This is a genomic window from Thalassospira sp. CH_XMU1448-2, assembly GCF_037027285.1.
Classification (GTDB): domain Bacteria; phylum Pseudomonadota; class Alphaproteobacteria; order Rhodospirillales; family Thalassospiraceae; genus Thalassospira; species Thalassospira profundimaris_C.
Window position 1 is genome coordinate 998,757 of sequence record NZ_JAYMEA010000001.1, and the last position, 22,360, is coordinate 1,021,116.

A 22,360-nucleotide genomic window follows, 5' to 3' on the forward strand; every position below is an offset into this window, starting at 1 on the left:
GCAAAAACCAGAATCAAAAGGGCGGGAATTTTCCCGCCCTTTGTGTTTTTATGGTGCATGAGATCAGACTGCTGATGTGCTGGCCAGTTTCGAGATGTCTGCGGCCGACATCGGACGGCCAAGCAGATAGCCTTGCAAAATATCACATCCAGCTTCGCGCAGAACATCAAGCTGACGGTCATTTTCGACCCCCTCGGCAATACAGGTTTTGCCAAGGTTGCGGGCCATATTGATGATGGTAATGGCCAATGTCTGGCCTTCTTCGCCCTGATCAATATCAGTCACAAAGCTTCGATCAAGCTTGATGATATCGAACGGCAATGTGCGCAGATAACTCAGACTGGAAAAACCGGTTCCGAAGTCATCAAGTGAAATGCGAATGCCAAGATCGCGAACACGCTGCAGTTTGGCACGCATGTCTTCGATATTGCGCATGAACAGGCTTTCGGTGACTTCAATCTCAAGCCGGTCGGCCGAAAGTCCCTTATCGACCAGAATGGCACGAAGTTGTTCGGCAAGATCAACCGTCCCATAAAACTGCTGGACCGAAACATTCACTGCCAGACGCAAGTTATGTAGGCCTTCCTTGCGCCAGTCGACCAGTTGGCGGCAGGCCGTGCGCATGACCCAGCGCCCGAGTTCACCAATAACCCCGATCTCTTCGGCAACCGGAATGAAGGTTGAGGGTGGAATGACTTCACCACTGGCTGTGGTCCATCTTGTCAATGCCTCGACCCCGCAAAGGACCCCGGTTTTGGCGTCAAATTGTGGCTGGTAGGCCAGATGCAGTTCATTGTTATCAAGTGCACGGCGAAGTGCGGTTTCAAGTGCCAGATCGGCACCCTTTTGACTTTGCATCGACACGCTGTAACGACCAACGCGGTTACGGCCCTGTTCTTTGGCCTGCAACATGGCAAGTTCAACACAGCGCAACAGGTTGCTGGTGTCGTTTGCATCCTTCGGGAAAGAAGCGACCCCGATGCTTGCCGACAGATAAAGGTCATCGCCCCTGCTTGTCAGATGTGGCTCGCCAAGGCGAACAAGCAGGCGTTCGGCAAGGTTAAGGGCCTCTTGCTCGGTTTTGATGTCCGGCAGGATCGCAGCATATTCATCTGCCCCAACGCGTGCCATAACCGCGTCATGGCCAAGCTCGCGGCTGACGCGTCTGGAAACTTCGACCAGAACATCATCACCGGTATTGTGACCCAGCGCGTTATTGACGCGCTGAAAGTTATCGATATCAAGCATCATCACGGTCAGGGAGCGATTGTTCTGGCGCGCACGACCAACATGCAGGGACAGTAGCTCCGAAAACCGCCGACGATTGGGCATACCGGTCAGCTCATCGGTAAAGGCCATGCGCAGGATGTCTTCGCGGTTCTTTTCCCGTTCACTGATATCGGTGAATATGGACGCGTAATGACTGATGGTGCCGTCGCTGTCACGGATGGCCATGATTGTCAGCCATTCGGGGAAAACTTCCCCCGATTTGCGACGGTTCCAGATTTCGCCTTCCCATTTTCCGGTTTGCGAAAGATCTTCCCACATTTTGGCGTAGAATTCCGGGCTTTGCCGACCTGATTGCAGAATGCTTGGATTCTTGCCAATCACTTCGTCAGCCTGATAGCCGGTAATCCGGGTGAAAGCGGGATTGACCGCCTCGATTTCGGCGCGTGCGTTGCAAACCATCACACAATCGGGGGAGTTTTCAATCAGCTTGCGGGCAAGGGCAAGTGACTGGCGCGCCTTGATCAGTTCGCTGGTGCTGTCGTCATTGATGTTGTTGAGATAAACCAGATAGTCCTGTTCGATGAATTCCAGGAGATCGGCAAAGGACAGGACCCCGATGATTTCCTTGTGACGGTTTTTCACAACAAGATGGCGGATATTATTGCGCAGCATGATTGTGCGCGCGTCGTTCAGATTGACATCACCGTTTATCATCCTGACCGGACGGGTGGCGATTTCGCCTGCGGTCAGATTGTCATTATCTTCGGCCAATGCGCGCAGGATATCGCGTTCGGTTATAATGCCGGTTTGCAATTCGACCGGCAAATCTGCGGCAAAGCCGGTGATGATGGCGCTATCGCGCTTTTCTTCATGCATGCGCCGGCGCAGATCGGTGATCGGCATTCTGGCATCGACAAAGATCGTTGACTGGCGAAGGGCATCGGCAACGTCATTTGCGCTAAAGGGCTTTTTGTTGCTGATCTGGCGGATCAGATCCGTGCGGCTGATGATGCCGACCAGACAATCATTTTCATCTACGGTGACCAGATGGCGGACGTTGCGTTCACGCATTCGGGCGATGGCGGATTGGGGGCTTGCGTGAATGGAAACAGTGTGGACCGGATAAGACATATGCATTTCGACAGGCTGGGAAAGCACGGTTTTGCAATCCGCAGGGAGCGAGAGTAAATCGTATTCAGTAAGAATTCCGACCGGTTTGTTCGATTCTATCGCTATGATGGAACTGGTGTTGGCGTTGCGCATTTTGGAAATGGCTTGCGCAAGCGATGTTGCCGGACTGCAACTCAACACTGTCCCGGGCGATAACATACCGACCGTCAGACCAAAAGACCGATCTTCGGCTGGGGTGGGGCGTATCATTTGATCCTGCTCAGATGTCCTGTGCTCTCTTGTGTTGTGTTCAGAAGGCAATTCGAGTTGCTCCATGTCTAACAGATAACAATTGCCCGGGAATTGTTCTGGATCAAGGACACATGTGGGGATTGTTTAGAGTCATTAAAGAGCAACCTAAAATAAAACACCCCGCTGATCAGAGATCAGCGGGGTGCGTATCAGCTTGCGTCTGATTTACAAAGAAATCAGGCTGCTTTCATCATGTTACGCAGAACGAACTGCAAGATGCCGCCGTTCTGGTAGTAGAGAACTTCGTTCTCGGTATCGATACGGCAGGTCGCAACGAGTTCCTCGGTGCTGCCATCTTTGCGCGTGATGCGAACCGTAACGTCCTGAAGCGGGGTGATGCCATCACCGATGCCCAGTACGTCGAAGGTTTCAGAGCCATCAAGCTTGTAGGTCTCGCGACCTTCACCGTTTTTGAACTGCAGCGGCAGGACGCCCATGCAGACCAGGTTGGTGCGGTGGATACGCTCGAAGCTTTCCGCGATCACAGCTTTGACGCCAAGAAGGTTGGTGCCTTTTGCTGCCCAGTCACGCGAAGAACCGGTGCCGTATTCTTTACCAGCGATGACAACCAGCGGGGTGCCTTCGGCCTGATAACGCATGGCAACGTCATAAACCCAGCCCTGTTCACCCGACGGGTAATGGACCGAGATGCCACCTTCGGTGCCCGGTGCCATTTCGTTACGAATACGAATGTTGGCAAAGGTACCGCGCATCATGACTTCGTGGTTACCACGGCGTGCGCCATAGGAGTTGAAGTCACGAACGGAAACGCCATGCGCCTTGAGGTATTCACCTGCCGGGCTTTCTTCCTTGATCGAACCGGCCGGGGAAATGTGGTCGGTGGTAACAGAGTCACCAAGGATCAGGAGCGGACGTGCGCCGTGAACTTCTGAGAAGTCACCCGGCTCAGCGGCCATGTTGACGAAGTAAGGCGGGTTCTGGACGTAGGTCGACTTGCCATCCCACGCGAAGGTTTCGCCTTCGGTGATTTCGATGGCCTGCCAAGGCTTCGGACCAGCAAAGATGTTGTCATAACGATCTTTGTACATCGCAGCAGAAATCGACGACGCAATGGTGTCAGCAATTTCTTTGTTGCTCGGCCAGATGTCTTTCAGGAAGACGTCATTGCCATTCTTGTCGGTGCCAAGCGGATCGTTGTTCAGATCAACCTTCAGGTTACCGGCAAGTGCATAGGCAACAACCAGCGGCGGCGAGGCAAGGTAGTTTGCCTTGACCTGCGGGCTGATACGGCCTTCGAAGTTACGGTTACCCGACAGAACGGCGGTGACGAGCATGTCGTTACCGTCGATTGCATCGATGATCGGTGCTGCCAGCGGACCGGAGTTACCGATACAGGTGGTGCAACCGAAACCGGCAACGTTAAAGCCAAGCTGATCCAGATAATCCTGAAGGCCTGCTTTTTCGAGATAGTCGGCAACAACGAGCGAACCCGGTGCAAGCGAGGTTTTCACCCACGGTTTGCTGGTCAGGCCAAGCTCGACAGCTTTCTTCGCCAGAAGACCTGCTGCAATCAGCACGCTCGGGTTCGAGGTGTTGGTGCAAGAGGTGATCGCAGCGATAACGACGTTCCCGTCCTTCATTGCAAAGTTTTCGTTCGAAACTGCAACAGAACGATCTGCATCAACGCCCGGTGCCATTTCGGCAAAGGTACCATTGAAGCTCGAAACAGCGTCTTTAAGAAGAACACGGTCCTGCGGACGCTTCGGACCCGACAGGGCCGGCTCGACGGTCGAGATGTCAAGCTCAAGTGTTGCAGTGTATTCGGCTTCATGTGCCGGGTCACGCCACATGCCCTGTTCTTTGGCATATGCCTCGACCAGAGCAATCTGGTCTTCGTCACGACCGGTCGAACGCATGTAGTTCAGCGTTTCGTCATCGATCGGGAAGAAGCCACAGGTCGCACCATATTCCGGTGCCATGTTACCGATGGTCGCACGGTCCGGCAGGCTCATGTGGTCAAGGGCATCGCCATAGAATTCGACGAATTTGCCAACAACGCCTTTTTCACGCAGCATCTGAACGACACGCAGAACGAGGTCAGTTGCGGTGATGCCTTCTTTCATGGAGCCGGTCAGCTTGAAGCCGACGACTTCCGGGATCAGCATCGAGATCGGCTGGCCAAGCATTGCTGCTTCGGCTTCCAGACCACCAACACCCCAACCCAGAACAGCAAGGCCGTTAACCATGGTGGTGTGAGAATCGGTACCAACCAGGGTGTCCGGATACGCAACGGTTTTGCCGTCGTCGTCTTTGCCGGTCCAGACGACCTTGGCAAGATGTTCGACGTTAACCTGGTGGCAGATGCCAGCTCCCGGCGGGACGATGCGGAAATTGTTGAAAGCGTTCTGGCCCCAACGCAGGAAGCCATAACGTTCGCCGTTACGCTCGAACTCGACTTCCATGTTTTTGTCGAGTGCGTCGTCGGTACCAAAGAAGTCGATCATGACCGAGTGGTCAATGACGAGGTCAACCGGTGAAAGCGGGTTCACCTTCTGGGCGTCGCCACCCATCTTCACGACAGCGTCGCGCATTGCAGCAAGGTCTACAACGGCCGGAACGCCGGTGAAGTCCTGCATCAGAACGCGGGCCGGACGATAGTTGATCTCGTGGCTGCTCTTGTGCTCTTTGAGCCAGTCAATAACAGCTTTGACATCGTCGGTCTTAACGGTGAAATCATCTTCATAACGCAGAAGGTTCTCAAGAACGACTTTCAGCGTGAAGGGAAGTTTTGAAACGTCGCCGAATTTCTCGGAAGCAACTTTGAGGCTGTAATAGTCGACGGACTTGTCCCCGACTTTCAGCGTGCGGCGCGTTTTCAGGTTGTCTTTGCCACAAATGGACATCAGACCCTCCTCAAGGTGGTTAAAAGGGCTTGTCGTGACAAGACACCCCGACCGTCGGAGCGCCGAGCGGTGGGCTATCTGTGTTGCGTGACGCGGGTCACGGCTACATATGCATGTGCAACGGGGTTACACCACAAATCCCTGTGAAAGTCCAGACCCCGTGAAGGGGTATTAGATAAAACCCGCTGATCGCAGCATCTTGGCAAAGTACAACAAGCGTAGAAAAACCTTTGGTCGATATGTGGCGTCTGATTTCGCCTTTCAATAGGGGCGTTGTCTTGGTCGAGTCTGTTTTGCTCACACCTGTTTGTCGCCTGCCGCATCTGTCTGTGAGTGCGATGGTCAAAAGTCATCATCGGGATTCTTCTGTGCCGATCCGACATATTCCGAATCCGGTGCGATTCGGTTTTCACGCATCGGATAAACGGGGTTGATGGGGGATGTTTGTCTGTCTGGATTTGTGCGGTGCAGGATCGCCAGAAAATTTTGCAACGCGACGAAGCACTAAAGATCTAACTGATCGGTCCGTCAGATAACGTTACGTAATCAAGGGTAGAAAGAATACAATAAGGCGGGCAAGCTTTGATTGTGCAGTGCGAATTTGTAGAAAACTCCCAATCCCTTGCTGATCATTGCATTGACGCAATATGCTGAAATTGGTACTTAAATGCCTATTAAATGTGTCAGGCCCGGTTTCCGTAAGGTCAGGGTCGTATAAAAATCCGACACATCATCAGGGAAACTGAATAGCGGTTTGCAAATTTCACCAAAATGAACCCGGTTTGCGGTTCTGCGGCATTTGCGGCCCAAGTCAGGGAGGAATGCGACGGCATGACGTCACAGAGTCCTATTTTGCAGATTAGCGACGTGTCGCTGGTTTTCGGCGGTGTGCGTGCGCTGAGTGATGTCAGCTTTTCGGTCCAGCCGGGCGAGCTTTTTTCGATTATCGGCCCGAACGGGGCTGGTAAGACATCAATGCTGAACTGTGTGTCCGGGCGTTATAGCCCGACATCTGGTTCCGTATCGTTCAAGGGGCAGGATGTCACGGGGCTCAAGCCCAATGACCGTGCTGAACTTGGCATCGGACGTACCTTCCAGAATCTGGCGTTGTTCGGCCATATGAATGTTCTGGATAACATCATGGTCGGTCGTCACCATCTTCTGAAGAACAACTTCATGAACGGGCCGCTTTACTGGTTTGGCGGCGCGCAGAAAGAAGAACTCGAACATCGCCGCTTCTGCGAGGATGTGATCGACTTTCTTGAAATCTCCCATATCCGCAAGGCAACAGCGGGCACGCTTTCATATGGTTTGCGCAAGCGCGTGGAACTTGCGCGTGCTGTTGCGCTGCGCCCTGACCTGATCCTGCTTGATGAACCGATGGCGGGCATGAACCTCGAAGAAAAAGAGGACATGGCGCGCTTCATCATCGACCTCAACGAAGAGTGGGGCATGACGGTGGTGATGATCGAACATGACATGGGTGTGGTTATGGATATCTCGAACCGCGTGATGGTTCTTGATTTCGGACGCAAGATTGCCGAAGGCCTCCCCGAAGAGGTGATGGCCAACAGTCACGTCAAGAAAGCCTATCTCGGCGAAGAAGACGACGAAACGGATGAAGACGAGCAGGTGGCCTGAGCATGAGCAGCAATATCCCCGATTATGCCGACGTTCAGTCGCTTGATACCTTCCCGAAAGTGCTGGCCTATAATGCCCGCAATTTTGGCGGTGAAATTGCCATGCGCGAAAAGGAATTCGGCATCTGGCAGGAATTTACCTGGAAAGACTATAACGACCGCGTCAAATGGATGACGCTTGGCATGCGCAGCCTTGGCATCAGCCAGGGTGATGTTGTCGGCATCATTGGTGAAAACCGTCCGGAATGGGTCTGGGGTGAAATCGCAGCCCACGCGCTGCGCGGTATGTCGGTCGGTCTGTATCAGGACAGCCTTCATGAAGAAGTCGCCTATCTGATCACCTATTCCGGTGCCCGGATCCTGATCGCTGAAGACGAGGAACAATGCGACAAGCTGATCGAGCTTGGTGAAGATATCCCGACTGTCGAGTACATCATTTATTGCGACCCGCGCGGGATGCGCAAATATGATGATCCGCGTTTGATGGATGTTGAAAAGCTCTATGAGCTTGGCCGCGCGCTTGAGGACAAAAATCCCGGTATCTATGACCAGATGGTTGCGGATACCCGTGGTGATGAATGTGCAATCCTGTGTACGACGTCGGGCACCACGTCCAAGCCGAAAATGGCAATGCTCAATTCCGGTGATTTTCTCGATCATTGTGCAGCCTATCTGCGTGCCGACCCGAAATATCCCGGTGACAACTATGTCTCTGTCCTGCCGCTTCCGTGGATCATGGAACAGGTCTATGTGGTTGGTCAGTCCCTGATCAGCCGCCAGATCGTCAATTTCGTCGAAGAGCAGGAAACCATGATGGCCGACTTGCGCGAAATTGGCCCGAACTTTGTTCTGCTGGCACCGCGCGTCTGGGAAACCATTGCAGCGGATGTCCGCGCCCGGATGATGGATTCCACACCGTTCAAACAAAAGATGTTTGATGCCGGTATGGCACTGGCCCGCACGGCCCTTGATAATGGTGGTCATTCCAAGCTGGCCGACATCATTCTGATGAATGCCCTGAAAGACCGCCTGGGGTTCTCGAACCTGCGTTCGGCGGCAACCGGTGGTGCGGCGATTGGCCCGGAAACCTTCAAGTTCTTCCATGCCATGGGTGTGCCGCTACGCCAGCTTTATGGCCAGACCGAACTGTGTGGTGCCTATACCATCCATCAGCCGGACGACATTGATTTCGATACAGTCGGGATTGCCTTTGATAATTCCGACATTCAGGTCATCAACACCGATGAAAACGGGGTTGGCGAAATCGTTGCCCGCACGTCGGGGATGTTTACCGGTTACTACAAAAACCAGGATGCCTATGACGAAGATGTCAGGGATGGCTGGATGCATACCGGTGATGCCGGCTACTTCAAGGACGAAAACAAGCATCTTGTTGTGATCGACCGCATGAAGGATTTGGCAGAAACATCGACCGGGGTTCGGTATTCGCCGCAGTTTATCGAGAACAAACTGAAATTCTCGCCCTTCATTGCCGAGGCCGTGATCCTTGGCAAGGATCTGCCGTTCCTGTCGACCATGATCTGCATTCGCTATTCGATCATGGCCAAATGGGCCGAGCAGCGCGGGATTGCCTTTACCAACTACACCAACCTGTCCGCCCAGCCGCAGGTCTATGACATGATCACCAAGGAAATCCACGAGGTGAACAAGACCCTGCCCGAGGCACAACGTATCAAGCGTTTCCTTCTTCTCTACAAGGAACTTGATGCCGATGACGGGGAACTGACCCGTACGCGCAAAGTGCGTCGTGGCGTGGTTGCCGAAAAATATGCCGACATCATTGATGCGGTTTATGCCGGCAATGACACGGTGGATATCGACACCATGATCACCTTCCAGGACGGGTCGAAAACCCGCATCCAGACAAGTGTGAAGGTCGTCGATCTCGAAGATAACAAGGTCGCACAGACGGCCCCGAAAGCCGCCGAATAAGGCAGCAGCAAAACTGTGGTCCCGGTCTATCGGATCGCGGGCCGCCATTACAGGGATGGCAACATGAATTTCGAACTTCTGTTCCAGCTTCTGCTGAACGGGTTGATTGTCGGCACACTCTATGGCGTCGTCGCGATGTGCTTTGTGCTGATCTATAAATCAACCCAGATCGTTAACTTTGCCCAGGGCGAGTTTCTGCTGATTGGCGCGTGGGTTTGCTATGCGTTTCTGGTGGAAATGAGTTTGCCTTTCTGGCTGGGTTTCCTGTTTACGCTGCTGTTTATGATGGCGTTTGGCATCATCCTTCAGATGGTCGTCTTGCGTCCGATGATCGGGGAACCGATCATTTCCGTGATCATGGTGACCATCGGCCTTTCTATTTTCTTCCAGGCCGCGACCAAGTGGATTTTCGGTGCTACCACGGCAAGCTATCCGCAAGTGTTCGAGACCCGGTCGATCAATCTGCTCGGGATGCAAATCGAAACCGCCTACATCATGAGTTTCGTGATCTCGCTGTTCATCATGGCAGGCTTCTACTGGTTCTTTAAATATTCCAAGCTCGGTCTGGCCATGCGCGCAACTGCATTTGACCAGCAGGTTGCGCAAAGCCTGGGTATTTCAGTCAAGACCGTCTTTGCAATGTCCTGGGCCATCTCGGCACTTGTTTCGGGGATTGCCGGAATTGTGATCGGCATGGTTAACGGCGTGTCTTCCGCACTTTCCGTGATCGGGATCAAGGTGTTCCCGGCGGTCATTCTGGGCGGGCTTGATTCAATTGTCGGCGCCATCGTTGGTGGTGTGATTATCGGCCTGCTTGAAAACACCGCCGAGTTTGTCGATGGCCAGTATCTGAACTGGGGCAACCTGTTCTCGATCGCACCGTTCTATGTGTTGATCATCATTCTGTGCATCAAGCCATATGGCCTGTTTGGCACCAAAGACATCGAACGTATCTAAGGGACGGGGAAACGAATTATGGCTGGATTTTCGATGCGTCCCTGCGGTGACTTCCGAACGACTTATCGTCAGGATACCCGCATTTTCGACACAACCTATGTCCGCAATGCCGCCATTCTTGGCATCATTGCAGTGGCGTTGATCCCGTTTGTTCTGGATGGCTATTACGTCAACCTGTTCATCCAGATTTCCTATTTCGCCATCGCGGCGCTGGGGCTGAACATTCTGGTCGGCTTTACCGGACAGATTTCACTTGGGCATGCCGCGTTCTTTGGCTTCGGCGCATTTGCGTCGGCCTGGATCAACAATATGACCGGAATTCCGGTCTTGTTGTCGATCCCGCTTGCCGGTCTGATGACGGCGGCGGTCGGGATGCTGTTTGGCTTGCCTGCGGCCCGTATCAAGGGTCTCTATCTGGCGATTGCAACTTTGGCGGCCCAGTTCATCCTTGAAGACTTCTTTGCCCGGGCTGACTGGTTTACCGGTGGTTCCTATGGGGCGGCGGCCAATCCGATCAATGTGTTTGGCTATGAAATCCTTGATGATTTCAGCTTCTTCTATGTGGCGCTGTTCTTCCTGGTGGTGATGTATCTTCTGGGCACCAACCTGATGCGGACCCGTGATGGTCGTGCCTTTGTGGCAGTCCGTGACCATTATCTGTCGGCCGAAATCATGGGGATCAATCTTACCAAATATCGCCTGATGAGCTTTGCCATCTCGTCCTTCTATGCCGGTGTCGGCGGGGCGATGTACGGGCATTACCTTGGCTTTGTATCTGCCGAGGGTTTCACCATTCTGCTGTCGATCCAGTTCCTGGGCATGATCATCATCGGTGGTCTTGGTTCGGTCAAAGGCACCCTGATGGGAACCGTCTTTATGGTGCTTTTGCCCGAAGTCATGGAAAGCGGTGTCAGCGCATTGAGTATTTTCGAATGGGCCAATTCGACGGCAGTGACCGACGGGCTGGCTTATATCAAGGAGATGGCGATTGGTCTGGCCATCATCCTGTTCCTGATCTTCGAACCGGACGGGCTTGCCCATCGCTGGAAGCAGATCAGGGCGTACTGGAAGCTTTATCCCTTCTCGTACTGATAAAGACCCCGAACCCGACCGCCAGAAACAAAAAGGTCGGGATCAAAACGGGGAGACCGGGAGGCTATCTTTGATGAAAACGTTCAAGGGAGACGTCGTTATGAAAAGACTGATTGCTGCGACCGCGATGGTTGCGACCGGCTTGTCATTCTCGGCAGCCAAGGCAGACGAAGTATTTGTCGGCCATCTGATGGATATCACCGGTGCGACCGGCTTTATCGGCAAGTTCTATGCTGATGGTGTGCGTGATGCGCTTTCCTACATCAATACCCATGGCGGTATTGACGGAACGGTGCTGGACTCTGAATCTGTTGACTATGCCTACAAGGTTCCCCAGGCCATTGCGAACTACAAGAAATGGCGTTCGCGCAACAACATGGTTGCCATGCAGGGCTGGGGCACCGGTGACACCGAAGCTCTGATCAGCTTTGTGGCACAGGATGAAGTTCCGGTTTATTCCGCTTCCTATTCCGGCCACCTGACCGATCCGACGGCTAAAAACCCGAAAACGGCAAAGCCGGCACCGTATAACTTCTTCTATGGTGCATCCTATTCCGACGCCTGCCGCGCCATGGTTCAGTGGGCAGCCGAAGACTGGAAACAGTCCGGCGGTTCCGGCAAGCCGATCTTCTCGCATATCGGGGATAACCACCCTTATCCGAACGCACCGAAAGAAGCCTGTGCTGAATATGCAACCGAACTTGGTTTCGAAGTAACCGCGCCGGTCGTTGTTTCGATGAAGCCGGGTGACTTCAAGGCACAATGCCTGACCATGAAGGAAGCCGGTACCAATTACGGTTATCTTGGCAACCTGGGACCGTCGGTTGTTTCGCTTGTGAAGTCTTGCGATACGGTCGGTGCAACCCCGAAATGGCTGGCTAACATCTGGGCGGGTGACTATGAAACGCTCAAGACCATCGGTGATGTAGAAAACTATGTCTTCCCGGCCATGACCAGTTTCTGGACCGATGAAGGCGTTCCGGGCATGGATCTGGTACGTGAAATCTCCAAGATGTCTGACAGCTCGGGCTCCGAATTCCGCACCCATCATTACATCCGTGGTATTTGCTCGGCCTATTACATGAAAGAAGCCATGGAATGGGCAAAGGCAAATGGCGGTATCACCGGCGCGAACATCAAGGCCGGCATGTATGCACGTCAGATGTGGGTGCCAAAAGGTCTTGAAGGTGTTTGCATGGAAGCAACCTGGACTGCCGAAGACCATCGCGGCATCAACACCGTCAATATCTATAACGGCAGCGCCAAAGGCGGTGACGTAACGGTCAAGAAAATCACCACCGTTACCCTGCCGCGTCGTGACGACTGGCTCGGCTACTAGGACCTGAGTTCAGACATAAGAATGTCTCCCGGACTGTCCGGGGGCAGGGCATAAGACGCAAGATGCCCTGCCCCCGACAGCGGGGGATCCCAAAGAGATTATTCGAAGGGGACACCATGGCAGAGCCCGCCCGCAAAACTGACACCGCACAACCGATGCTGTCGGTCAATAACATCGAAGTTGTCTATGACGAGGTGATCCTTGTCCTGCGCGGGGTATCTCTAGAGGTTCCGCAAGGCAAAATCGTGACCCTGCTTGGCCCGAACGGGGCTGGCAAGTCGACAACGCTCAAGGCCATATCGGGATTGCTCAAAACCGAAGACGGCGAAGTCACCCGTGGCGACATCAATTTCATGGGCCAGCAGATTGCCAATGGCAACCCGGAAGACATCGTGCGCTCCGGCCTGTTTCAGGTCATGGAAGGCCGTCGCATCATCGAAGACATGACCTGTATCGAAAACCTGCGTCTGGGGGCCTATACCCGCAAGGACAAGGGCGTCAAAGATGACATCGAGATGGTCTTTGAATATTTCCCGCGTTTGAAAGAACGCACCGGTCTTGCCGGTTATCTGTCGGGCGGGGAACAGCAGATGCTGGCAATCGGGCGGTCCTTGATGGCGCGTCCGAAAATGATCCTGCTTGATGAACCGTCAATGGGTCTGTCGCCACTTCTGGTCAAGGAAGTGTTCGGGATCATCGAAAAGATCAATCGCGAACAGGGCATCACGATGCTCATCGTTGAACAGAACGCCAACTTTGCGCTTAAGGTTGCCGACTATGGCTATATCATGGAAAGCGGCAAGGTGGTTCTTGATGGCACGCGTGACGAGCTTCTGAACAACGAGGACGTCAAGGAATTCTATCTTGGCGGTGGTTCGGAAGAACGCAAAAGCTTCAAGAACATCAAATCATACAAGCGCCGCAAACGCTGGCTGTAACGATCTGATATCTTTGCTTGATGAATCTGGATGAAAGACGGGCAGATGCTGACGACTTATTATGATGCACGTGAAACACGCAAACCTGCCGACCGCGAAGCCGGACTGATGGCGGCACTGCCGCGTATCGTTCATCATGCCAAAACCAAGTCACCGGGCTATGGTCGCATTCTGGCCGATATTGATCCGCAAGTGATCTCGACGCGGGCCGCACTGGCAACCTTGCCGGTTACGCGGAAGTCCGACCTGATTGATGCACAGGCCAAGGACGCACCGCTTGCAGGGCTTAACGCCACGCCGGTTCCTGCCTTGGCGCGCATGTTCCAAAGCCCCGGCCCGATCTATGACCCGCAGGGCAAAGGCGATGACTGGTGGCGGATGGGACGTGCCTTTTTCGCTGCGGGCTTCCGTCCGGGCGATATCGTGCATAACTGTCTATCCTATCACCTGACGCCGGGCGGCTTTATTTTTGATAGCGGCGCACGGGCGTGTGGCTGTGTGGTTGTTCCGGCAGGCGTCGGACAAAGCGAAGCCCAGGTCAAGGCGATCAGCGACCTCAAACCTGCAGGCTATAGCGGAACGCCATCCTTCCTTAAAATCCTGATTGAAAAGGCCGAGGAACTTGGCGCTGACATCTCGTCAATCAAGCGCGCGCTTGTCTCGGGTGAGGCATTGCCGCCTGCTTTGCGCGACTGGTTTGCCGAGCGCGATATCGCGATGCTGCAATGCTATGCCAGTGCCGATCTTGGCCTGATTGCCTATGAAAGTGATGCCAAGGACGGGATGATCGTTGCCGAAGACATCATTCTTGAAATCGTCCGTCCGGGGACGGGCGAACCGGTTGCCGATGGCGAAGTCGGCGAAGTCGTCGTCACGACCCTTAATATGGATTATCCGCTGATCCGTTTTGCCACAGGTGATCTGTCGGCGATTGCCGCTGGTCAAAGCCCGTGCGGGCGCACCAATGACCGGATCAAGGGCTGGATGGGGCGTGCCGATCAGACCACCAAGATCAAGGGTATGTTTGTCCATCCCCAGCAGGTTGCCGAAATCGTTAAACGTCATGCTGCTATTTCCAAGGCCCGTCTGGTGGTCACGCGCGAAAATGACAATGACGTCATGACCCTTCTGTGTGAAGGCGATCAGGCGGCTGCGGACATGAATGCAATTGCCGAAACGATGGCCGGGGTTTGCAAGCTGCGCGGCGTCGTCGGCTGGAACCCGGACGGAAGCCTGCCCAATGATGGCAAGGTGATTGATGATCGTCGCGATCATTCCTGATCGACCAGATCCTGTTTTTATTCCCGCTCGGGAAACTTGCGCCGTCCGGTTTGACCGGGCGGCTTTTTTTTATGCCAGGGTCGCAAGTTGCACAAACAGACCACCGGCAAGCATCACAACAACGGCCCCGACCAGAACGTTCTTGGGTGACAACAAGCCACCCTTGTTATGATCGTGTTCATGAGTGTGATCGTGGTTGTGATCGTGACCGTGACCCGGTTCATGACTTCCATGATCATGCGCCGTTGATTTGTCTGCACCGGACCGCAACCAGACCAGAACACCGGCAAGCACAAAGGCCGCAAGATTAAGGAAGAATGTGTAATTGATTGCGAATGCGCTGATCTCGGCAATGTCGCGGCTGCTTTCGGGAACCTGATCAATGGCGGCGAATGCATAATGCAGCATCAGGGCGGTAATCACGATGCTGACATACATAATGCCCGCAATATAAAGCGCGGTTTTCCAGCCGTAATAGTTGGCATTGACCTTGACCAGTGGTGGCACCATCAAATCCGAATAGATAAAGCCCATGATTCCGGCAAAGCTGACACCACCGGCACTAAGCACTGTGGCAAGCGGGATGTTCCCCATCGACCCGATGAAAGTTGCCGCCGCGACAAAGGGCGCAATCAAAGCATTTTCCAGAACTCTGAGGAATGGGAGCTCCGCCCCGGATTGTGTTTCACCGGTCGCAAGGAACAATGTCTGCCAGACATGGTCTGGAACAAATACTGCAATAAAACCGGCAACGGTGAAACCGATCAGGATTTCACGCCAGACCATCTGCCATTCCATGACAAAACGATTGCCGACCTTTTGCCATCCCTCGACGGAGGTCACGCGTTTTTTCCAATCGAATTCATCATCGTCAGCGCCGGACGTTTCATTTGCATGATCACGGGCCGTGCGGATCAGTCGGGATGGATAGGTGATCCTGATCAGGATGGCGGAAATCAGGATCATGATGATCCCGCCAATAATCTCGGCGACCAGAAATTGCCAGCCAAGGAACAGGAAGATCAGGACGCCAAGCTCGATGACCAGATTGGTCGATGCAAACATGAAGGCGACGGTGGCAATGAAATGTGCACCTTTCTGAAACAGGGATCGCGCGGCGGACAAGGCGGCAAATGAACAGGAACTTGAAAGCGCGCCAAATATCCCGGCCAGCGAAATACTTGTGAAATTGCCATCACCCATGTGCTGAACCAGACGGCTTTTGGGAACAAAAACCTGGATCGCGGCACTGATCGCGTAGCCAAGAACAAAGGCCCACAAGGCATTCCAGAAGAAGCCGAGAGCTGTGATCACGCCATTTGCATATTGATCAAGGATGTTCATCGTTACCGTCCGGCATAAGGGTGAAAGAAAAATGTGCCTGATATCTGAACGGTCAGAATTTCAAAGAGTTCCAAGATAGGCTTTTGCAAGCATCTGTGTATGATGTGCAAAACATCGAATATGCGGAGGGGAAACCAAGGTGCGCAGGAGCAAAAGCTTCGCCGTTTCTATCATTACGGTTTGCCAGTTAATGGCGCTTGCCCTGTGGTTTTCTGCAACCGCCGTGCTGCCGCAATTGCGCAGCGAATTCAATATCGGTGCGGTGCAATCATCGCTGTTTACCAGCTCTGTTCTTCTTGGCTTTGTTCTGGGGACCGTCACCAGTGCCGTTTTCGGGCTGGCCGACCGGATCGAACCGCGCCGCTTCTGGGCCGTATCGGCGATCATTGCGGCAACGGCCAACATCCTGATCCTTTTTGTGCCGATTGATGGTGTGATGGTGATCTTGCTGCGCCTGATCACAGGCGTTTGCATGGCGGGCATTTATCCCGTCGGCATGAAAATGGTCGCCACCTGGTCACGCGGAGATACAGGGTTTCTGGTCGGGCTTCTGGTTGGTGCTCTGACCATGGGATCAGCGTTGCCGCATCTGTTTTCGGTGGCAGTTCCGCTTGACTGGCGTCTGGTAATCGTCGCGGCAAGTGCTTCGGCCTATATCGCGGCCATTGCTGTTCTGTTTGTCCATCTGGGCGGGACGCCGGGGCGTTCGCCGCGCTTTGATCCGCGCATGGTCGGGAAAATCTGGGCGAACAAGCCACTGCGTCATGCCTGTTATGGCTATTTCGGGCATATGTGGGAACTTTATGCCATGTGGGGCTGGATCGGCCTGTTCCTGTATGGGGCCTTTTCTGACCGTATGGTCGACAATCCCGGTGTCTGGTCGGCCCTTTCAACCTTTGCCATTGTTGGAGTTGGTGCCTTCGGATCACTGGCAGGCGGGTACTATGCAGACCGGATCGGACGAACGACGGTGACGATTGCCGCCATGGTGGTCAGCGGGGCCTGCGCACTTGTCGTGGGGGCATTTGCCGATGCGCCTTTTGCGCTGTTGATCGTGATCTGCATTATTTGGGGGATATCAGTGATCGCAGATTCCGCACAGTTTTCATCCTGCGTGATTGAACTTGCCGATCCCCACCAGGTCGGGACAGCCCTGACCCTGCAAAATGCCATCGGGTTTCTGATTGCACTGGTTTCAATTCATCTGGTGCCTGTTATTGCTGACTGGGCCGGATGGTGGGGGGCGTTTGCCATGCTGTCGATTGGGCCGGTACTGGGTACGGTTGCAATGGTTCGTCTGCGTATGATGCCCGCGGCATCTCTTTTGGCGGGTGGTCGGAAATAGCCAATATGCGGTGATCTGCAAATTTGCAGGTGATCGGTGTCACTTGACAGTCGCAAGGCGAAAAGCTGCGCCGTTTTGGTTTTCTTGACCATTTTCTGAACAAATATTACCTTCTGCCGGAATTTTCTTGCTGTCTCGCGCTGGGGGCGATGCGGCGATTATCCAAAAATAAGGGTCTTTCATGAGTCTCACCCTCATTGTTTTGCTTCCCTTCATTGGGGCGGTATTACCCGCCATAATGATCAGGGCCGGGCGCAATGCATGCGCTACTGCTACCGGTTCTGTCACGCTGCTTGCCCTGATATTGCTGATGGCCAAGGCCCCGGCAGTTATCGCCGGCGAGGTATTTCAGGTCAGTTACAATTGGCTGCCGGAACTGGGTCTGAATGTGACCTTCTTCCTTGATGGCCTTGGATTGCTGTTCGCAACGCTGATCCTTGGTATCGGCTTGCTGATTATCATCTATGCGCGGTTTTATCTGTCCAAGAACGATCCGATGGGGCGCTTCTATGTGTTCCTGCTTCTGTTCCAGGGGGCCATGGTCGGCATCGTTCTTTCCGATAACATCCTGCTGCTTCTGGTTTTCTGGGAACTGACATCGCTGTCATCGTTCCTGTTGATCGGCTACTGGAAACATCTGCCCGAAGGTCGTCAGGGTGCCCGCATGGCACTTGCCGTGACCGGTGCTGGCGGTCTTGCAATGATCGCCGGGATGCTGATCCTTGGCGATATTGTCGGGTCCTATAACCTGACCGATATTCTCCAGCATGCCGATCTGATCCAGGCATCGCCGATGTATGTGCCGGCGTTGATCCTGATTCTGCTGGGCTGTTTCACTAAGTCCGCACAGTTCCCGTTCCATTTCTGGCTTCCGCATGCCATGGCCGCACCGACACCGGTTTCGGCCTATCTGCATTCGGCAACCATGGTCAAGGCTGGCATCTTCCTGATGGCCCGCATGTGGCCGGTTCTGTCGGGTACGCCGGAATGGTTCTATATCGTTGCGACCGCCGGTCTGGTGACAATGGTTCTGGGCGCATGGATTGCGATCTTCAAGCATGACCTTAAGGGGCTTCTGGCCTATTCGACGGTCAGCCACCTTGGTCTTGTAACCATGCTGTTCGGGTTCGGTACGCCGATGGCCGCCGTTGCCGGTGTGTTCCACATCATCAACCATGCGACCTTCAAGGCGGCCCTGTTTATGACCGCAGGCATTGTCGATCATGAAACCGGCACACGTGATATTCGCCGTTTTGGTGGTTTGTTGAACCTGATGCCGATTGCCGGGACCATCGGGATTATCTCGGCGGCATCTATGGCGGGCATCATTCCGTTTAACGGGTTCCTGTCCAAGGAAATGATGCTTGAAGAAGCATGGCATACGGTCTGGTTTGATCAGGTCTGGCTTGTTCCAACGCTCGCGACCATCGGTGCAATCTTCTCGGTTGCCTATTCTTTCCGGTTTATCTTCCATGTCTGGCTGGGCAAACCGCGTGACGAGAACCTGCCGCATCACCCGCATGATCCGCCGTTTGGCATGTGGGCGCCGCCTGCATTCCTGACCGTTCTCGTGGTTCTGATCGGTTTGTTCCCGGGCACCATTGCGGGGCCGCTGGTTGCGGCAACTTCGGGTGCGGTGATCGGTGGTGAGTTGCCGGAATATTACCTTGCACTTTGGCATGGCCTGACCCCGGCGCTTGGCATGAGTGCGATTGCGCTTGTTCTGGGTGCTGTTCTTCTGATGGGGCATGCCGGTCTTCTGTCGAAGACTGCAAACCTGTCGCGCCCGGATGCAAAGGCGATGTTTGACTGCGCAATGGTCAAGCTGGTGGCCCTGAGCCGTTTGATCTCGGACAACCTGCATAATGGTTCCTTGCAGCGCTATCTGGCGATCATGGTCATGGCTGCGGTTGCCATCGGTGTTTCGGGCTTCTATGCCCAGCCCGATTACCTGTCAGGATCGCGTGAACTCCTTGACGTTTCACCGCCTGCTGCAATCGCATGGTTGCTGCTTGTCGTGACCTGTATTGCGTCGGTATTCATGCATCACAACCGGTTGCTGACATTGCTTCTGGTTGGTGTGATTGGCCTGATCGTGTCTCTTGGCTTCATCTATCTGTCCGCACCTGATCTTGCGCTGACACAAATCTCGGTCGAGGTCGTGACGGTGATCCTGATGTTGCTGGCCCTTAATATCCTGCCAAAGGAAACGCCAAAGGAAAGCATGCCGGGTCGCAAGCTTCGTGATGTGATTGTATCGGTTGCAGCGGGTCTTGGCGTTGGCGGGGCGATCTGGGCAATCATGACCCGTGATCTGCCAAATTCGATTTCGGCCTATCATCTGGCCAACTCGAAGATCGAAGGCGGCGGGACCAACGTTGTGAACGTCATCCTTGTTGACTTCCGTGGCTTTGATACCTTTGGCGAGATCATCGTTCTGGGTATTGCCGCACTTTCGATCTTTGCGCTTATCGAAACCGTAACCCAGGGCGAAGCCGCCAAACGTCTTGCCAACTGGGTCGTTAGCAACCGTCGTTCGGCGGATCGTCACCCGATGATGATGGTGGTGGCAACCCGTGTGATGTTGCCGTTGTCATTGATGGTTGGTGTCTACATCTTCCTGCGTGGTCATAACGAACCGGGCGGTGGCTTTATTGCCGGTCTGGTCGTCTCGGTTGCGCTGGTCATGCAATATATGGCGTCGGGCTTTGGCTGGACCCAGAACCGCATGAAGGTCAACTATCACGGCATGATTGGTCTGGGCGTTATTGCGGCGGCGATTACCGGTGTTTCTGCCTGGGTTGCCGGACTTCCGTTCCTGACCAGCGGCTTTGTTCATGTTCATCTTCCGATTGTTGGCGAATTTGAACTGGCATCGGCAATGGGCTTTGACCTTGGCGTGTTCCTGACGGTGGTCGGGGCGGTGATGCTGGCACTTGCCAAACTGTCACAGGTCGAACGGATGGCCGAACATGTGGATGTGAATGTCGATCCGATGGATCACGATCCGTCTGTGTCTGTCGCAACCCCGGAAAAGGAGGCCTGATATGGAATTTCTTGTAGCAAGCAGTATCGGGCTTCTGATCGCGTGCGGCACTTATTTGTTGCTGCGCGGGCGGACCTTCCCGGTGGTGATCGGTCTGGCATTGATTTCCTATGCGGTGAACGTGTTCCTGTTCGCGATGGGACGTTTGACGATCAATATGCCGCCGATCCTGCGTGATGGTGTCACCGAATATACCGATCCGCTGCCCCAGGCACTTGTCCTGACAGCCATCGTGATTTCATTCGGCATGACCGCCCTGATCGTTGTTCTGTCGATCCGGGCTTATCTTGAAATCGGCAATGACCATGTTGACGGTCGCCCGGTTGGTGCGCCATCCGAAGCAGGAGATAAAAACTGATGGGTGACTGGATTGTTGTTCCCATAGTGCTGCCCGCCGTGATGGCCGCCCTGATTGTATTGGCGGTTCGTCACGACATTATCTTGCAGCGCGTATTTTCGATTGCAGCGACGGTTGCCCTTGTCGGGGTGACGCTTTCGCTGGTGGTGTTTGCCAATGGCCATGATCCGGAAATGTACGCATTGTCGGATTGGCCTGCTCCGTTCGGTATCGTGCTGGTTCTTGACCGCTTGTCGGCGATGATGGTGTTCCTGACCTCGCTTCTGGGGCTTGGTGTTGTCCTGTTCGCCTCAAGCGAATGGGATCAGCGCGGCAAGCATTTTCACGCCCTGTTCCAGTTCCAGCTGATGGGTGTGAATGGTGCGTTTCTGACAGGCGACGTGTTCAACCTGTTCGTCTTCTTCGAGGTTCTGCTGATTGCGTCCTATGGCTTGATGCTTCATGGCGCAGGGGCAGATCGTCTGAAGGCCGGCATGCAATATGTCGTCATCAACCTGACGGGGTCTGCCCTGTTCTTGCTTGGTGTCGGCATGATCTACTCGGTGACCGGAACGCTGAACATGGCCGATCTTGCCATTCAGGTCAGTAATGTCGCACCGGGGGATGCCGCCCTTTTACGGGCAGGTGCGCTGGTACTGCTTCTGGTCTTCTGTGTTAAGGCGGCATTGGTGCCGATCCATTTCTGGCTTCCGGGGACTTATGCCAATGCACCGGCCCCGGTCGCAGCCCTGTTTGCGATCATGACCAAGGTCGGTGCCTATTCCGTGTTGCGTGTCTATTCGCTGGCCTTTGGCGACATGGCCGGTGACATGTCATGGCTGGCACAGCCCTATTTGTTGCCAGCAGCCCTGATCACACTGGTTCTGGGTATGACCGGCGTTCTGGCAGCCAAGCGTCTGAACGGGCTGATTGCCTTTTCAGTGGTTGGTTCCATGGGGACCTTGCTGACGGCGATTGCACTGTTTACGCCCGAAAGCATTGCCGCAGGTCTTTATTACCTGCTGCATTCGACCTTCTCGGCAGCGGCCCTGTTCCTGATTGCTGATCTGATAATATCTCGCCGAGGGCAGTTTGGTGACAGCCTGAACACCGCCCCGACATTCCATCAATCGGGTTTCCTTGCGGTTCTGTTCTTTGTCGGGGCGATTGCGATGGCCGGGATGCCACCGCTAAGTGGTTTCCTTGGTAAATTGCAGATCCTTGATGCGGCCCGCGACAGTGACGCCATGGTCTGGATCTGGGCGATCATTCTGGTGACGTCGCTGATGTGCATTATCGGCTTTGGCCGTGCAGGCAGCGTTCTGTTCTGGAAGAGTGCCTCGGTCGACGGCGAAATTACCGTCGAAGGTGCCAAATGGCCGGTTCTGCCGATTGTTGCGGCGTGCGGCATGCTCGGCGCTCTGGTCGTGCTGACGGCATTTGGTGGTCCGGTAACGGATTATCTGCATGGCGTTGCCGCACAGATTTTCGATACCTCGGGTTACATTCAGGCTGTGCTGGGCGAAAACGCCCTGGCATTGCTGGGTCAGTAAGCGGAAAGGACAAGGATCG

Annotated in this window: 15 protein-coding genes; 11 read left to right on the forward strand and 4 right to left on the reverse strand. The window is 54.2% G+C overall.

Annotation, left to right across the window (positions count from 1 at the left end; all coding sequences use genetic code 11):
• Positions 1-63: 63 nt before the first annotated feature.
• Both WA318_RS04525 and acnA read right to left on the reverse strand, forming a co-directional pair.
• Positions 64-2,610: an EAL domain-containing protein gene (locus WA318_RS04525; protein ID WP_336080123.1), complete on the reverse strand. Its 2,547-nt coding sequence runs from the start codon at positions 2,608-2,610 to the stop codon at positions 64-66.
• Between the two features lie 218 nt (positions 2,611-2,828).
• Positions 2,829-5,516: an aconitate hydratase AcnA gene (acnA, locus tag WA318_RS04530; RefSeq protein ID WP_114097863.1), complete on the reverse strand. Its 2,688-nt coding sequence runs from the start codon at positions 5,514-5,516 to the stop codon at positions 2,829-2,831.
• An 831-nt stretch (positions 5,517-6,347) separates the two neighbouring features.
• Here acnA and WA318_RS04535 point away from each other — a divergent pair.
• From WA318_RS04535 to WA318_RS04565, 7 genes are all read left to right on the forward strand, one after another.
• A complete protein-coding gene (locus WA318_RS04535; RefSeq protein ID WP_114098042.1) occupies positions 6,348-7,157 on the forward strand; it encodes an ABC transporter ATP-binding protein in 810 nt (269 codons plus the stop codon).
• Between the two features lie 2 nt (positions 7,158-7,159).
• Positions 7,160-9,109 carry a long-chain fatty acid--CoA ligase gene (locus tag WA318_RS04540; RefSeq protein ID WP_336080124.1) on the forward strand — a complete coding sequence of 650 codons (1,950 nt, stop codon included), beginning with the start codon at positions 7,160-7,162 and terminating at the stop codon, positions 9,107-9,109.
• 63 nt (positions 9,110-9,172) lie between these two features.
• Positions 9,173-10,066, forward strand: a complete 894-nt coding sequence (locus WA318_RS04545) for a branched-chain amino acid ABC transporter permease (RefSeq protein WP_114097865.1) — start codon at positions 9,173-9,175, stop codon at positions 10,064-10,066.
• Positions 10,067-10,084: 18 nt separating this feature from the next.
• Positions 10,085-11,158 (forward strand): branched-chain amino acid ABC transporter permease, encoded by a 1,074-nt coding sequence (locus tag WA318_RS04550; protein ID WP_336080125.1) that lies wholly within the window; start codon positions 10,085-10,087, stop codon positions 11,156-11,158.
• A 100-nt stretch (positions 11,159-11,258) separates the two neighbouring features.
• Positions 11,259-12,497, forward strand: a complete 1,239-nt coding sequence (locus WA318_RS04555) for an ABC transporter substrate-binding protein (protein ID WP_114097867.1) — start codon at positions 11,259-11,261, stop codon at positions 12,495-12,497.
• Positions 12,498-12,613: 116 nt separating this feature from the next.
• Positions 12,614-13,435 (forward strand): ABC transporter ATP-binding protein, encoded by an 822-nt coding sequence (locus WA318_RS04560; RefSeq protein WP_114097868.1) that lies wholly within the window; start codon positions 12,614-12,616, stop codon positions 13,433-13,435.
• 45 nt (positions 13,436-13,480) lie between these two features.
• Complete coding sequence (locus WA318_RS04565) at positions 13,481-14,716, forward strand: phenylacetate--CoA ligase family protein (protein WP_114098043.1); 1,236 nt, start codon at positions 13,481-13,483, stop codon at positions 14,714-14,716.
• 69 nt (positions 14,717-14,785) lie between these two features.
• On the opposite strand, the gene WA318_RS04570 is transcribed toward WA318_RS04565, so the two are convergent.
• Positions 14,786-16,060, reverse strand: a complete 1,275-nt coding sequence (locus tag WA318_RS04570) for a permease (RefSeq protein WP_336080126.1) — start codon at positions 16,058-16,060, stop codon at positions 14,786-14,788.
• Between the two features lie 139 nt (positions 16,061-16,199).
• Between WA318_RS04570 and WA318_RS04575 the strand changes: the two genes are divergently transcribed.
• Positions 16,200-17,405, forward strand: a complete 1,206-nt coding sequence (locus WA318_RS04575) for an MFS transporter (RefSeq protein ID WP_114097870.1) — start codon at positions 16,200-16,202, stop codon at positions 17,403-17,405.
• A gap of 39 nt (positions 17,406-17,444) precedes the next feature.
• Here the strand turns inward: WA318_RS04575 and WA318_RS04580 are convergent, their stop codons facing one another.
• The gene (locus tag WA318_RS04580; RefSeq protein ID WP_181850207.1) at positions 17,445-17,588 is read right to left on the reverse strand and encodes a hypothetical protein; all 144 of its coding nucleotides are present in this window, start codon (positions 17,586-17,588) and stop codon (positions 17,445-17,447) included.
• On the opposite strand from WA318_RS04580, the gene WA318_RS04585 reads away from it, so the two are divergent.
• The 3 genes from WA318_RS04585 to WA318_RS04595 are packed head-to-tail and all read left to right on the forward strand — an operon-like array spanning position 17,587 to position 22,341.
• Complete coding sequence (locus WA318_RS04585; protein ID WP_336080127.1) at positions 17,587-20,451, forward strand: monovalent cation/H+ antiporter subunit A; 2,865 nt, start codon at positions 17,587-17,589, stop codon at positions 20,449-20,451. The two genes, WA318_RS04580 and WA318_RS04585, sit on opposite strands and share 2 nt — an antisense overlap.
• A gap of 1 nt (position 20,452) precedes the next feature.
• Positions 20,453-20,809 (forward strand): Na+/H+ antiporter subunit C, encoded by a 357-nt coding sequence (locus WA318_RS04590; RefSeq protein ID WP_114097872.1) that lies wholly within the window; start codon positions 20,453-20,455, stop codon positions 20,807-20,809.
• Positions 20,809-22,341 (forward strand): monovalent cation/H+ antiporter subunit D, encoded by a 1,533-nt coding sequence (locus WA318_RS04595; RefSeq protein WP_114097873.1) that lies wholly within the window; start codon positions 20,809-20,811, stop codon positions 22,339-22,341. Before WA318_RS04590 ends, WA318_RS04595 begins: the two co-directional genes overlap by 1 nt.
• Positions 22,342-22,360 lie beyond the last annotated feature (19 nt).

Coding starts and splice junctions, on each gene's coding strand:
- WA318_RS04595 (WP_114097873.1), top strand. CDS start 20,809: ATGGGTGACTGGATTGTTGTTCCCATAGTGCTGCCCGCCGTGATGGCC.
- WA318_RS04540 (WP_336080124.1), top strand. CDS start 7,160: ATGAGCAGCAATATCCCCGATTATGCCGACGTTCAGTCGCTTGATACC.
- WA318_RS04550 (WP_336080125.1), top strand. CDS start 10,085: ATGGCTGGATTTTCGATGCGTCCCTGCGGTGACTTCCGAACGACTTAT.
- WA318_RS04555 (WP_114097867.1), top strand. CDS start 11,259: ATGAAAAGACTGATTGCTGCGACCGCGATGGTTGCGACCGGCTTGTCA.
- WA318_RS04565 (WP_114098043.1), top strand. CDS start 13,481: ATGCTGACGACTTATTATGATGCACGTGAAACACGCAAACCTGCCGAC.
- WA318_RS04580 (WP_181850207.1), bottom strand. CDS start 17,588: ATGAAAGACCCTTATTTTTGGATAATCGCCGCATCGCCCCCAGCGCGA.
- WA318_RS04525 (WP_336080123.1), bottom strand. CDS start 2,610: ATGATACGCCCCACCCCAGCCGAAGATCGGTCTTTTGGTCTGACGGTC.
- WA318_RS04585 (WP_336080127.1), top strand. CDS start 17,587: ATGAGTCTCACCCTCATTGTTTTGCTTCCCTTCATTGGGGCGGTATTA.
- WA318_RS04545 (WP_114097865.1), top strand. CDS start 9,173: ATGAATTTCGAACTTCTGTTCCAGCTTCTGCTGAACGGGTTGATTGTC.
- WA318_RS04535 (WP_114098042.1), top strand. CDS start 6,348: ATGACGTCACAGAGTCCTATTTTGCAGATTAGCGACGTGTCGCTGGTT.
- WA318_RS04590 (WP_114097872.1), top strand. CDS start 20,453: ATGGAATTTCTTGTAGCAAGCAGTATCGGGCTTCTGATCGCGTGCGGC.
- WA318_RS04570 (WP_336080126.1), bottom strand. CDS start 16,060: ATGAACATCCTTGATCAATATGCAAATGGCGTGATCACAGCTCTCGGC.
- acnA (WP_114097863.1), bottom strand. CDS start 5,516: ATGTCCATTTGTGGCAAAGACAACCTGAAAACGCGCCGCACGCTGAAA.
- WA318_RS04560 (WP_114097868.1), top strand. CDS start 12,614: ATGGCAGAGCCCGCCCGCAAAACTGACACCGCACAACCGATGCTGTCG.